The organism is Janibacter alkaliphilus, from assembly GCF_013408565.1.
Classification (GTDB): Bacteria; Actinomycetota; Actinomycetes; order Actinomycetales; family Dermatophilaceae; genus Janibacter; species Janibacter alkaliphilus.
This window is the reverse complement of the sequence record NZ_JACBZX010000001.1, coordinates 2,067,135-2,079,842: the sequence shown is the minus strand read 5'-3', so window position 1 is coordinate 2,079,842 and position 12,708 is coordinate 2,067,135. Positions and strand designations below refer to the sequence as shown.

Here is a 12,708-nt window from a genome sequence, read left to right as displayed (position 1 = left end):
CCCCGAGGATACCCAGCGGCACGACGCAGTGGCCCGAAGAGACGGCACGACGAAGGGGGTGCCCCTCCCGGTGCGACCGGGAGGGGCACCCCCTTCGTGAGAGGTGGCGCGGGCTCGGTTACTCGAGCACCTCGACGTCCGGGACGCCGTCCTCCGGCGGGGAGTCCTCGGACTCGTCGGAGTCCTCCTCGGTGATGTCGCCGTCACCGATGTCGGTGACCAGCACCTCGGTCAGCGGCTCGCCCTTGCCGCTCTGCAGCTCGGAGACCCGCATCCCGGTGATGCCCAGGTGGTTGTCCTCGCTGTAGCGGTACGGGGCCAGCTGCGGACCGTCCCAGTTCGCGCCGTCCTGCTCGATGACCTCGACGATCCGCTCGCGGGTCAGGTCCTCGCCGGCCGCCTGCAGCGCGGAGACGAAGGAGTAGGCGTAGGACATGCCGTAGATCCGGTAGTTGGTCAGCTCGCCCTCACCGCCCTGCTCCTCCCAGACCTTTTCCCACAGCTGCACCCAGGGGTCCTCGGTGTCCTTGGTGCTGGGGATGTACTCGGTGGTCATGACGTCGTCCAGCGCGCTGGCGTCGTCGTCCACCGAGCCCTCGGAGAACTCGGCCAGCAGGCTGCCGACGAGCTCGGGGTCGGAGCCGACGTTGGTGTACATCCAGTCCGGCTCGTAGTTCAGCTGCATCGCCGCCAGCTGGCTCAGCGCCGTGTAGCTGGGGGTGTTGAAGCCGATGACGAGGTCGGCGCCGGAGGACTTCAGCTTCTGCATCTGCGGACCGATGTCGGTGTTGCCGGAGGCGTACTCGACCGTCTGGACGATCTGGTCGTCGATGTACCGGCGCAGACCGGCCTCGCCGTCCTCGCCGAGCTCGTCGCCCTGGAGGAAGAGCCCCACCTTGGCGTCGGGCATGTTCTCGGCGATGTACTGCCCCATGATCTTGCCCTCGATCTCGTAGTCCGGCTGCCAGCCGAACGTCATCGGGCGGGCCTCGGGGTCGTTGCCCCAGAGCTGGGCGCCGGAGGAGACGAAGAGGTCGGGCACCTCCTCGTTGTTGAGGTACTCCACGACGGCGCTGTGCGTCGGGGTGCCCAGACCACCGACGATGGCGAAGACCTCGTCCTGCAGGACCAGCTCGTCGACCACCTTCGAGGTGTTGGTGGGGTTGTAGGCGTCGTCCTTGACGGTGTACTCGATCTCGCGCCCGTGGATGCCGCCGGCCTCGTTGACGTAGTCGAGGTAGGCCTTGACCCCGGTGTTGATCTCGGAGTAGCCGGGGGCGGCCACGCCGGTGAGCGGCTGGTGGGTGCCGATCTTGATCGTCGAGTCGGTGACGCCGGTGGTGTCGCCCTCGCCGCCACCACCCTCGGAGTCGTCGCGGCCGCCGGCACCGCAACCGGCCAGCACGAGAGCTGCGGTGCTCGCGGCGACCGCCGCCCGCAGTCGGATGTGTCTCATGGGTTCTTCCTCCAGGGATGGGTGGTGGCGGACAGGGTCGAAGGGGCGCCGGTCACGAGCGTGAGCGGCGGGGTCGGGGCAGGTAGCGGGCCAGCGAGCCGACCAGCCCGGCGGGTGCGAGCAGCACCACCGCCATCGTGGTCAGACCGAGGACGAGCGGGGCCAGCTCGGCGGACTGCAGGTCGGACAGGCCGGCCGAGGAGCCGAGGTTGGTCACCCACACCGGCAGCACGGTCAGCAGCGCGGCACCGATGAGCGCGCCGGTGAGCGTGCCCAGGCCGCCGAGCACGACCGCCATGAGCAGGGTGAGCGACAGGGTCAGGGTGAAGCCGCTGGGCGCCGCGATCCGGGTGACCATGGCCATCAGCGAGCCGGCCAGGCCGGCGCAGGCGGTGCTCACGATGAAGCACACCACCCGGTTCGGGCCGAGGTTGATCCCGGCCAGCTGGGCGGCCACCGGGTCGTCCCGCACCGCCCGCCACCGCCGTCCCACCCGGGACTGGCTGAGGTTGCGCAGCAGCAGGAAGGTGACGATGAGGCAGGCCACCGAGATCGTGGCCATCCACTGGGCGGTCTCGGTCTCGGTGCCGGTGAGGAAGAAGAGCGCGTCGTCGACGGCCACCGGCACGTCCGGGGTGGAGACCCGCAGACCGGGCTCGCCGCCGAGCTCCTCGCGGAAGTGCACCGCCAGCGCGGGCACCGCCACGGCGAGCGCCAGCGTGGCACCGGCGACGTAGGGGCCGTGCAGCCGGGCGGCGGCGACGCCGACGACGGCGCCGACGAGCATGGCGACGACGATCGAGGCGAGCAGCAGCACGATGACCGGGACCTCGCCGCGCTCCAGCAGCAGCGCGGTGGTGTAGGCGCCGATCGCCATGAAGGCGCCGTGGCCGAGGGAGAGCTGACCGTTGATCCCGGTGAGCACGCTCAGCCCGCCGGCGGCGATGGCCAGGTAGGCGATGTTGGCGACCTGGCCCTGCCGGTAGCCGGAGAGCAGGTCGATGACGAAGACCGACGCGACCAGCAGCACCAGGGCCACGAGCACGCGGCGCAGCATCGGGTTGCCGAGCAGGCGAGACATCAGACCGTCCGTTCCGTCGAGGTGGAGAAGAGGCCGCCCGGTCGGACCAGCAGCACGATGACGAGCACGATCAGCGCGGCCAGCGGGACCAGCCCGGAGCCGAGGTAGCCGCTGACCAGGGCGAGAGTGACGCCCACGAGCAGCCCGCCGACCACCGCGCCGGTCGGGCTGTCCAGCCCGCCGAGCACCGCGGCGACGAAGCCGTAGACGACCACCCCGTCCATGTACGAGGGGTGCACCAGGCCGCCGCCGGCGATGAGCAGGCCGGCCAGCGAGCCGACCACCGCGGCCAGGGCCCAGCCGAGGGTGAGCACCCGGTTGACCCGGACTCCGAGGATGCGGGCGACCTCCTGGTTGAAGGCGGCGGCGCGCATGGTCAGCCCGAGGTCGGTCTTGAGGAAGAGCAGCCGCAGCAGCGCCATGACGATGATGACCACGACGATCGTGAAGACCCGGTTGGGCGTGATCGCCAGAGTGGTGTCGCCGATCTGGAAGCCGGAGAGGCCGAAGGGCGCCGGGAAGGAGCGGAAGTCGCTGCCGAAGACGATCGCGGCCACGGCGTGCAGCACGATGAAGAACCCGAGGGTGAGGATCACCGGGTTGATGTGGTTGTCGTGGTCCACGTAGCGGATGATCAGCCGCTCGGTCAGCGCCCCCAGGACGAAGCCGGACAGCAGCGCCACGGCGAAGCCGACCCAGTAGCTGAAGCCGTTCTGGATGAGCGTCAGGGCGATGAAGGTGGTGACCATCGCCATCGGCGCCTGGGCGAAGTTGACGATCCGGGTGGACTGCCAGATGAGGACCAGCGCCAGCGCGAAGGCGGCGAAGATCATCCCCTGCGACAACCCGCCGAGGACGGTGTTGATGAGCTGCACGTCGTCTCCTAGTAGGTCGCCGGGTCAGTAGCCGAGGTAGGCGTGCCGGAGGTTCTCGTCGGCGGCCAGCACCTGGGCGTCGTCCTGGGCGACGACCTTGCCCAGGCCGAGGACGATGCCGACGTCGGCGATGGACAGGGCGCTGCGGGCGTTCTGCTCGACGAGCAGCACGCTCAGCCCCTGCTCCTCCACCAGCCGGCGCACGATGGCGAAGATCTGCGCGACGATCCGCGGGGCCAGGCCGAGGCTCGGCTCGTCGAGCAGCAGCATCTTCGGCGTGGCCAGCAGCGACCGGGCGATGACGAGCATCTGCCGCTCGCCGCCGGAGAGGGTGTGCGCCAGGGCGTTGGAACGGTCGCCGAGGATCGGGAAGAGGTCGACGACCTCGTCCATGCGCACCGCGTCCCGGTGGGTGGAGCGGCCGAGCGCGCCGAGACGGAGGTTCTCCTCCACGGTCAGCTCGGTGATCACCCCGCGTCCCTCGGGCACGTGCGCCAGCCCGCCCCGGGTCATCGCGTCGGCGGACCGCTTGGTGATGTCCTGCCCGTCGAAGCGGATCCGCCCCGAGTCGGGTCGGTGCAGGCCGGAGATGGTCCGCAGCAGGGTGGTCTTGCCGGCCCCGTTGGCGCCGAGCACGGCGGTGATCCGGCCCTGCTCGGCGATCAGGTCGACGTCCTGCAGCGCGGTCACCGGGCCGTAGCGGCTGGTCACGCCGTCGAGCTCAAGCACGGCTGCTCCCCTTCCGGGTGGTCTCTCCGGTGGTTCCCGGGGTGGGCTCGTCCGACGCGTCGTCCTCGACGACACCGCCGAGGTAGGCCTCGAGCACGGCCGGGTCGTCCCGCACGTCGTCCGGGGAGCCGGTGGCGATCACCCGGCCGAAGTCGAGGACGGTCAGGCGCTGGCAGACCCGCATCACCAGGTCCATGTGGTGCTCGACGAGCATCACCGAGACGTCCTGCGCGAGGTCGACGATGATGTCGCCGAGCTCGCTCATCTCGCTCTCGGACAGGCCCGAGGCGGGCTCGTCGAGCAGCATCAGCCGGGGCTCGGCGACCAGAGCGCGGGCCAGCGAGACCCGCTTGCGCAGGGGGTAGGGCAGGCTGCCGACGATGTCGCCGGCGTGGTCCTCGATGCCCAGGCGCTGCAGCACGGCCATCGCCCGGTCGCGCAGCGCCCGCTCGTCCTTGGTGGCGGTGGGGGCGGCGAAGAGGGAGCCGAGGAAGCTGGTGCGGGCGTGCCGGTCGGCACCGACGAGGACGTTGTCCAGGACGCTGAGCCGGCCGAAGAGGCCCAGCCCCTGCAGCGAGCGGGCGACGCCGTGGTCGACGAGGTGGTGCGGCTGCCAGCCGGTGACGTCCTCGCCGTCGAAGAGCAGCCGGCCCTCGGTGGGGCGGACGAAGCCGCAGGCGACGTTGAAGAGGGTGGTCTTGCCGGCGCCGTTCGGGCCGATCACGCCGAGCACCTCGCGCGGGTGCACCTGCAGGCTCACCCCGTCGAGGGCGACGACACCGCCGAAGCGGACGACCACCTCGTTCATCGCGAGCACGGGCTGCGACGTGGTGGAACCAGGCACGCGGCGTCCTTCCTCCCTCGGGACCTCACGTCGTCGTGAGGCGCCTCCACGTCCTCGTGGAGGTGAGTAGAGATTGACGTCTCGTCGGGTGGAACGCCATGTGCGCGGCGCACAAACACCCTCGTATGCTGTGACACTTGTTATTGAACTCAGATTCAGGAGAGGCTGGCATGCTGGGGTCATGACGGAGCGAGCGACGACGACGCGCGAGCCGACGCTGCCCACCGGGATCGGCGGGCCGCTCTCGCCCGAGCAGCAGCACCAGCTGGCGGACGCCTACGCCGCGCTGCTCCCCCGGTCCGACCGGATCGCCGACGACATCTCCGTCCAGCTGCTGGACGTCGAGGAGCGCTGGTACGCCGAGCACCCCGAGCGGGCCGCCGAGCTGCGGGCCAGCACCCGGGCTCACATCCGCAGCGGCATCGAGCGGCTGGCCGGCATGCCGGACTCGGGGACCCGCTCGATCGACCTGTGGCGCGAGACCGGGCGGCGCCGGGCCCAGCAGGGCGTGCCGATGAGCGTCGTGCTCTCCGCCTACAGCATGGGCACCCGGGCGCTGTGGGAGGCGCTGCTCGAGGTCGGCCAGCAGCGGGAGATCCCGGCGACGGTGCTGCTGCACGCCGGGCACCTGCTCTGGGCCGGTCTGGACGTGCAGAACCAGGTGCTGCGGGAGAGCTACCGCCGCGAGGAGCTGACCCGCGAGCGGCACGACCCGGCCCGGATCGCCGAGGTCGTCGACGGGCTGCTGCGCGGCCGCGGCTCCGAGCCCGACTTCGCCACCGAGGCGGCCGGGCTGCTCGGGCTGACCCAGGACGCCGACGTGATGTGCCTGGCCTGGCTGCCGGACGAGTCGATGCCCACCGACACCAGCGTGCGCGAGCGGCTGCAGGACGCCGGGCTGATCTCCTACTGGCGGATGCACGGCAGCCACGTGCTCGGGATCGCCCCGGTGCGCGGCGACGACGCGACCCGGGTGCGCCAGGTGATGGCCCGCACCGTGCGCGGCCGGGTGGGCACGGCGATCAGCCGGGACGGCCTGGCCGGCTTCCTCACCGCGCACCAGAACGCGCTGGCCGCGGCCGGCTCGATACCGCGCGGGAGCGACGCCGTCGCCGACATCGTCGAGCGGCTGCCGGAGGCGATGCTCGCGGCCAACCCGGGCCTGACCTCGCTGCTGGTCGAGGAGACGGTCCGGCCGCTGCTGCACGTCTCCGGGGTGACCCGCGACGTGCTCCTGGAGACCCTCGTCGCCGCGGTGCGGCACGGCGGCTCGGCCACCCACGCGGCCGAGGACCTGGTCTGCCACCGCAACACGGTGATCTACCGGGTCAAGCGGATCGAGGAGCTCACCGGGCGCTCCCTGGACGACCCGCGCGACCGGCTGCTGCTCTCGCTGGCGGCGATCGCGCTGCGCGAGGACCCGGCCCTGGGCGGGCCGACCGCCGCGCTGCGGCCGGCGACGTGACAGTCTCGGGGGCATGACCAGCTCCCTCGTGCCCCGGATGCAGGCCCACGGCGAGTCGATCTTCGTGACGATGGCCCGCCTGGCGATCGAGCACGGCGCGCTCAACCTCGGCCAGGGCTTCCCGGACGACCCGGCGCCGGAGGCGGTCGCCGAGGCGGCCCGCCGGGCGATCGCGCAGGGGCACAACCAGTACCCGCCGGCCCGCGGCATCCCCGAGCTGCGGCGGGCGATCGCCCAGCACCAGGGCCGTTACGGCCTCGAGCTCGACCCCGACCGGCACGTCATGGTCACGGCCGGGGCCACCGGCGCGCTGGCGGCCAGCGTGCTCGCCCTCGTCGAGCCCGGGGACGAGGTCGTCGTCATCGAGCCCTACTACGACGCCTACCCGGCGCTGGTCGACCTCGCCGGCGGGGTGCGGCGGACCGTGCCGCTGCGCCAGCCAGACCTGGCGCTGGACGTCGAGGCGCTGCGCGCGAGCGTCGGACCGCGCACCCGGCTGCTGCTGCTCAACACCCCGAACAACCCGATGGGCAAGGTGTACTCGCGCGCCGAGCTGGCGGCCATCGCCGAGGTGGCCATCGCCCACGACGTCGTCGTGGTCAGCGACGAGGTCTACGAGCACATGACCTTCGACGGTCACGAGCACACCCCGGTCGCCGCGCTGCCCGGCATGTGGGAGCGCACCATCACGATCTCCTCGGCCGGCAAGACCTTCTCGGTCACCGGGTGGAAGGTGGGCTGGGCCACCGGCCCGGACGAGCTCGTCGAGGCGGTGGCGCACGTCGCGCAGTGGCTGACCTTCACCGGCGGGGCGCCCTTCCAGCCCGCGCTGGCCGAGGCGCTGGACCGGGTCGACGAGCTGGTCGCGCCGATGATGGACTCGCTGCGCCACCGGCGAGGGCTGCTGCTGGACGGGCTCACCGGGGCCGGGCTGGTGCCGCGCACGCCGGAGGGCAGCTACTTCGTCGTCGCCGACGCCGCCCCGCTCGGGGTCGCCGACGCCCACGAGTGGTGCCTGCGACTGCCGCAGGAGCGCGGGGTGGCGGCGGTGCCGGTCTCCGCCTTCTGCGACGCGCCGGAGGCCGTCGCAACGCTGGCCCGCTTCGCCTTCTGCAAGAGCGAGGAGTCGATCCGCGAGGGGTGCCGCCGACTGGCCGGCTGACCTCGCGGCGCGCCCCCCTCGCCCGGGGCGCTGCCGGTCGAGCGGGTCCTGACGCGTGCCCGGCGCTCTCCACAGGGGGCGGCTCGGTGGGGCGTCCTGTCCCCAGGTGCGCCCGTCACCCGCCGCGAGCTGCCGGACGCGACGACCCTCGGGTCATGGATGCCGTCGCTCTCGTCGCTGCCCTGACCCTGGCCGCCACCGGCGGCGCCGCCCTCGTGGACCGTCCGCCGCCGAGCCGGCCGTCCGGGTCGCCGGGTTCGGGGGCAGATCAGGCGGCTCGCGCGGGCGTCGGCGACGGACCTGCATCGGCCACCGGGGCGCCAGGCACGGGCCGTCCGCGCTGGCGGTGGCCGGTGGGTGGCGGGTCGCCGCCCCCGCTGGTGGCGCCCTTCGACGCGCCCGAGACGCGCTGGGGTCCGGGCCACCGGGGCCTGGACCTGGGCACCCGGACCGGCGCCGAGGTCCGCGCCGTCGCCGACGGGCGGGTCACCCACCGCGGTCGGGTGGCCGGTCGCCCGACGCTGAGCATCACCCACGACGACGGGATCCGCAGCACCTACGAGCCGGTGGACTCCACGCTGCGGGTCGGCGAGCGGGTGCGCCGCGGCCAGGTGGTCGGGCGGATGGGTGACGAGGCGGGGCACTGCGCGCCGCGCACCTGCCTGCACGTCGGGGCGCTGCGGGGCCGGGACTACCTCGACCCGCTCCCGTTCTTCGGGGCGGGCCGGGTGGTGCTGCTGCCGGTGCCCTGAGCGGCGCCGGGGATCGCGGGTGGCCCGGCTCAGGCGCGCGGGTGCGCCTGCTCGTAGCTGCGGCGCAGCCGGTCGGCCGAGACGTGGGTGTAGATCTGGGTGGTCGCCAGCGAGGTGTGCCCGAGGATCTCCTGGACCATCCGCAGGTCGGCGCCGCCCTCGAGCAGGTGGGTCGCGGCGCTGTGCCGCAGCCCGTGCGGGCCGAGGTCCGGGGCGTCCGGGACGTGGGCCAGGAGCTCGTGGGTGACCTCGCGCACCTGCCGCGGGTCCACCCGGCCGCCGCGGCGACCGAGGAAGAGCGCCGGACCGGACCGCTCGCCCACCAGGGCCGGCCGCCCGGTCCGCAGCCAGACCTCCAGCGCCTCGCGGGCCGGCGCGCCGAAGGGGACGGTCCGCTCCTTGCGGCCCTTGCCAAGGACCCGGACGACCCCGCGGGAGAGGTCGACGTCGTCGACGTCGAGGCCGGTCAGCTCGCCGACCCGGATGCCCGTCGCGTAGAGCAGCTCGAGCACGGCACGGTTGCGCAGGTGCACCGGGTCGGCGTCGTCGGCCGCCACGGCGGCGACGTCGAGCACCGCGGTGGCCCCCTCCTGGGTGAGCACGTCGGGCAGGGTGCGGCGCCGCTTGGGCGTGGCCAGCCGCAGCGCCGGGTCGACCGGGACCCGCCCGGTCTCGTGGGCCCAGGCGAAGAAGGTGCGCAGCGACGCGGCCCGGCGGGCCAGGGTGGCGCGGGCGACCTCGTCGGCGGCCATCGCCCCGAGCCAGGCCCGCAGGTCGGCCAGGACCACGTCGGTCAGCGCACCGGCGCCGGAGTGCTCGGCGCACCAGGCGAGGCAGCGCTGCACGTCGCCGGTGTAGGCGCGCACGGTGTGCTCGGAGCGGTCCCGCTCGGTGAGCAGGTACCGGGCGAAGGCGTCGACGTCGGCAGCGGCCCAGCCGGGCACCGCGTCCGGTGCGGCATGCGAGGCAGGCGCGCCCTCCCTCGCGCGCGCTCGGGACCCCGCGTCGTCGGCCATGCCGTCACTCTGGCACGTCGAGCCCGGAGCGCCGCGGGCACGCGCCGAGTCGGCCGGGTGTGCGCGCACGGGCCGAGGCAGGCGCGGCCCGCCCGCACGGGCCGAGGCAGGCACAGCCGCACCCACGCGCCGGTCACCCGGGTCCGCTCCCCCGCCGCCACCCCCCGTCGTCGCGGGTGGCCCAGCCGTCGATCTCCAGCACCGCGAGGTGGTCGAGCACCTCGTCGGTGCCGAGCATCGCCTCGCGGGCGACCCGGTCCACGGTGCGCACCGTGCGCACCCGCAGGGCGTCGTGCACCCGACGCTCCACCTCCCCGAGGTCGTCGACCGGGCGTGCGCCGACCCGGACCGGGTCGACCCCGTCGACGAGGTGGCCCAGCGGTGACGCCAGCTCGACGAGCTCCGCGGCGTCGGTGACCAGCACCGCCTTGCCCGCGCGGATCCACTCGTGGCACCCGGCGCTGGCCATCGACGTCACCGGACCGGGGACGGCGGCCACCGGCCGGGCGAAGCCCTCGACGGCCCAGGCCGCGGTGTTCAGCGAGCCCGAGCGCAGCCCCGCCTCGACCACGCAGGTCGCGGCCGCCGTGCCGGCGATGATCCGGTTGCGGCTGAGGAAGCGGTGCCGCCGGCCCACCGTCCCGGTCGCCAGCTCGGTGACCACGAGCCCGGTGCGCTCGACCTCGGCGACGAGCCGCCGGTGCCCGGTCGGGTAGACCCGGTCCGGGCCGCAGGGCAGCACCAGCACGCACGGCCCGCCGACCGCGAGGGCGCCCTCGTGGGCCGCGCCGTCGATGCCGTAGGCGCCGCCGGAGACCACCGTCCAGCCACGTCCGGCGGCGCCGGCCCCCAGCTCACGAGCCACGGACTCGCCGTACCCGGTGCTGCCGCGCGACCCGACGATGCTCACGGACCGCTCGGCCAGCTCGGCGAGCGACCCGGTGCCGCGGACGTGCAGCAGCAGCGGCGCGTACGGCCCGGTGAGCCGGTCCGGCCAGTCCTCGTCCCCGGGCACGAGCGTGCGCGCACCGATGCGGGCCAGCCGGGCCAGCTCGGCGTCGACGTCCACCTCCGGCACCCGCTGGCGCAGGCCGGGCGAGACCCGCAGCGTCCCGGTGACGAAGGCCTCCCACAGCGGTGCCGGAGCCCCCTCGGCCAGGGCCCGCTGCACCGCCGTCAGCCGCACACCCGCCCGCTCCCCGCCGGGCTCGACCAGCCGAGACCAGGCCACCCGGGCGCGCCGGTCGTCACCACCGACCATCGCCAGCGCCCGCGCGACGTGCACGCGGCTCGGCCCCTCCTGCGGCGCGGCGCGGCTCATGCGGCGGCCCGGCCCCGGGTGCGGTGCAGCAGCGCGCGCCCGACGTCGCTGCGGTCCGGACGCTCGCGGCCACGCAGGTCGGCACAGGTCCAGGCCACCCGCAGCACCCGGTCGTAGCCGCGCACCGTGAGGTCGCCGATGTCCAGCGCCCGGTCCACCGCTGCGGTCGCCTCGGCCGGCAGCCGCCACGGGGCGCGGCGCAGTACCTGGCCGGGGACGTCGGAGTTCAGCCGCCAGCCGTGCTCGCGCCAGCGGGCAGCCTGCGCGCTGCGGGCCTCCCGCACGCGTGCCGCCACCGCCGCGCTGGACTCGCCCGCTCCTTCGCCGAGGCTGGCCAGCGTCACCGGCGGAACGTCCACCTGCAGGTCCACCCGGTCGACCAGCGGCCCGGACAGCCGGGCCGCGTAGGCCCGCCGCTCGGTCGGACGGCAGCGGCAGCCCAGCCCCTTGCCCCAGGCCTGGCCGCACGGGCAGGGGTTGGCCGCCAGCACGAGCTGCACCCGCGCCGGGAAGACCACCTGCTGCCGGGCCCGCGCGATGACCACCCGTCCCGACTCCAGCGGCTGGCGCAGCGACTGCAGCGCCGACTGGGTGAACTCGGCCGCCTCGTCGAGGAAGAGCACCCCGCGGTGCGCCCGGGAGAGCGCGCCGGGCAGCACGTGCGGGGAGCCGCCGCCCACGAGCGCGGGCACGCTGGCGCTGTGGTGCGGGGCGACGAAGGGCGGCACCACGTCCAGCCCGCCGTCGGGCACCTCGCCGACGAGCGAGCGCACCGCCAGCGACTCCAGCGCCTCGTCGGCGGTGAGCCGCGGCAGGATCGTCACCAGCCGCTCGGCGAGCATCGTCTTGCCCGACCCGGGCGGCCCGGTGAGCATGAGGTGGTGCCCGCCGGCCGCGGCCAGCTCCAGCGCCAGCCGTGCCTCGGTCTGGCCGGAGACGTCGGCCAGGTCGCGGCCCGGTCCGGGGACGACCGGCGCGAGCGCCTGGTCGGCAGCCTCGGGCAGCCGGTCGCCGCCGCGCAGGCCGCGGTAGGCGCCGACGAGCTCCTCCAGCGTGGTCGCGGTCGAGACCCGCAGGCCCTCGACGAGCCGGGCCTCGGCGACGTCGTCGGGGGCGACGACGACGTGCCGGTGACCGGCCCGGCGGGCGGCCAGCACCGCCGGAAGCACCCCCGCGACGTGGCGGAGACGGCCGTCCAGCCCGAGCTCGGCGACGTGCACGACCTCGCGCGCGGCCTCGGCGCGCAGGACCCCGTTCGCCGCGAGCGCGGCGACGGCGATGCTCACGTCGTAGGCGGTGCCCTGCTTGGGGATCGCGGCCGGGGAGAGGTTGACCATCACCGGGCGCTGGTTGAGCGACTCGCCCATCCCGGCGGCCGCTGCCCGGACCCGCTGCGCCGCCTGGCGCAGCGCGGTGTCCGGCAGACCGCCGATCTCGAAGGCGGGCAGCCCCTGCCCGATGAAGCACTCCACCTCCACGACCGTCCCGCTGACTCCGCGCAGCGCCACCCCGCGGGTGCGCCCGAGGGTCATCCGACACCCTCGAGGTGGGTCACCGTGAAGCTGCCGTCAGGGTGCCGGTGCAGCGCGACGACGTCGATCCGCAGACCGCCGGTCGCCCCGTGCTCGCGCGCCCAGCGGGCGGCCAGCCGTCGCAGCCGGGCGAGCTTGGCCCGGGTGATCGCCTCCACCGGCGCCCCGAACGCGCTGCTCGTGCGGGTCTTGACCTCGCACACGACGGTCGTGTCCCCGTCGGTCAGGACGAGGTCGATCTCCCCCTCCGAGCACCGCCAGTTGCGCTCGACGAGCTGCATCCCGCGATCGGTCAGGTACCGCTCGGCGAAGCGCTCGCCCTCCTCGCCCAGCCGTTGCCGGGCCGCTGCCGTGGTCTGCACAGCCACCACCTCCGGCACCGATGCAACGCCCTTCTGCGGCGCACCGCCAGGGTGACGCCACGGCTGGGGACCGGGCTCACGACGTGGACGGGGCTGTGGACCGTGAGAGCCTC

General features: G+C 74.4%; 12 protein-coding genes. 3 read left to right on the top strand and 9 right to left on the bottom strand.

What is annotated here, in order from left to right; translation table 11 throughout:
- Positions 1–118 precede the first annotated feature (118 nt).
- Genes BJY28_RS10085 through BJY28_RS10065 form a run of 5 tightly spaced genes read right to left on the bottom strand, consistent with a single transcriptional unit; the run spans position 119 to position 4,985 of the window.
- Positions 119–1,456: an ABC transporter substrate-binding protein gene (locus tag BJY28_RS10085; RefSeq protein ID WP_179462895.1), complete on the bottom strand. Its 1,338-nt coding sequence runs from the start codon at positions 1,454–1,456 to the stop codon at positions 119–121.
- Positions 1,457–1,508: 52 nt separating this feature from the next.
- On the bottom strand, positions 1,509–2,537 hold the full coding sequence (locus BJY28_RS10080; RefSeq protein WP_218875283.1) for a branched-chain amino acid ABC transporter permease: 1,029 nt from the start codon (positions 2,535–2,537) through the stop codon (positions 1,509–1,511).
- The gene (locus BJY28_RS10075) at positions 2,537–3,412 is read right to left on the bottom strand and encodes an ABC transporter permease subunit (RefSeq protein WP_179462894.1); all 876 of its coding nucleotides are present in this window, start codon (positions 3,410–3,412) and stop codon (positions 2,537–2,539) included. Before BJY28_RS10075 ends, BJY28_RS10080 begins: the two co-directional genes overlap by 1 nt.
- Positions 3,413–3,436: 24 nt before the next feature.
- Complete coding sequence (locus tag BJY28_RS10070; RefSeq protein ID WP_179462893.1) at positions 3,437–4,141, bottom strand: ATP-binding cassette domain-containing protein; 705 nt, start codon at positions 4,139–4,141, stop codon at positions 3,437–3,439.
- Entirely contained in the window at positions 4,134–4,985 is an 852-nt protein-coding gene (locus tag BJY28_RS10065) for an ABC transporter ATP-binding protein (RefSeq protein ID WP_343037049.1), read from the bottom strand. Before BJY28_RS10065 ends, BJY28_RS10070 begins: the two co-directional genes overlap by 8 nt.
- A gap of 181 nt (positions 4,986–5,166) precedes the next feature.
- On the opposite strand from BJY28_RS10065, the gene BJY28_RS10060 reads away from it, so the two are divergent.
- The 3 genes from BJY28_RS10060 to BJY28_RS10050 all read left to right on the top strand — a co-directional run bounded on the left by BJY28_RS10060 (position 5,167) and on the right by BJY28_RS10050 (position 8,364).
- Entirely contained in the window at positions 5,167–6,450 is a 1,284-nt protein-coding gene (locus BJY28_RS10060; protein WP_179462892.1) for a PucR family transcriptional regulator, read from the top strand.
- A 13-nt stretch (positions 6,451–6,463) separates the two neighbouring features.
- Positions 6,464–7,612 carry an aminotransferase class I/II-fold pyridoxal phosphate-dependent enzyme gene (locus BJY28_RS10055; protein WP_179462891.1) on the top strand — a complete coding sequence of 383 codons (1,149 nt, stop codon included), beginning with the start codon at positions 6,464–6,466 and terminating at the stop codon, positions 7,610–7,612.
- Between the two features lie 155 nt (positions 7,613–7,767).
- Positions 7,768–8,364: a murein hydrolase activator EnvC family protein gene (locus BJY28_RS10050; RefSeq protein ID WP_179462890.1), complete on the top strand. Its 597-nt coding sequence runs from the start codon at positions 7,768–7,770 to the stop codon at positions 8,362–8,364.
- Positions 8,365–8,393: 29 nt separating this feature from the next.
- On the opposite strand, the gene BJY28_RS10045 is transcribed toward BJY28_RS10050, so the two are convergent.
- The 4 genes from BJY28_RS10045 to BJY28_RS10030 form a co-directional block, all read right to left on the bottom strand.
- On the bottom strand, positions 8,394–9,380 hold the full coding sequence (locus tag BJY28_RS10045) for a tyrosine recombinase XerC (protein WP_179462889.1): 987 nt from the start codon (positions 9,378–9,380) through the stop codon (positions 8,394–8,396).
- A gap of 133 nt (positions 9,381–9,513) precedes the next feature.
- A complete protein-coding gene (locus BJY28_RS10040) occupies positions 9,514–10,701 on the bottom strand; it encodes a DNA-processing protein DprA (RefSeq protein WP_179462888.1) in 1,188 nt (395 codons plus the stop codon).
- On the bottom strand, positions 10,698–12,233 hold the full coding sequence (locus BJY28_RS10035) for a YifB family Mg chelatase-like AAA ATPase (protein WP_179462887.1): 1,536 nt from the start codon (positions 12,231–12,233) through the stop codon (positions 10,698–10,700). The genes BJY28_RS10040 and BJY28_RS10035 overlap by 4 nt, the downstream gene beginning before the upstream one ends.
- A complete protein-coding gene (locus BJY28_RS10030) occupies positions 12,230–12,595 on the bottom strand; it encodes a YraN family protein (RefSeq protein WP_179462886.1) in 366 nt (121 codons plus the stop codon). The genes BJY28_RS10035 and BJY28_RS10030 overlap by 4 nt, the downstream gene beginning before the upstream one ends.
- Positions 12,596–12,708 lie beyond the last annotated feature (113 nt).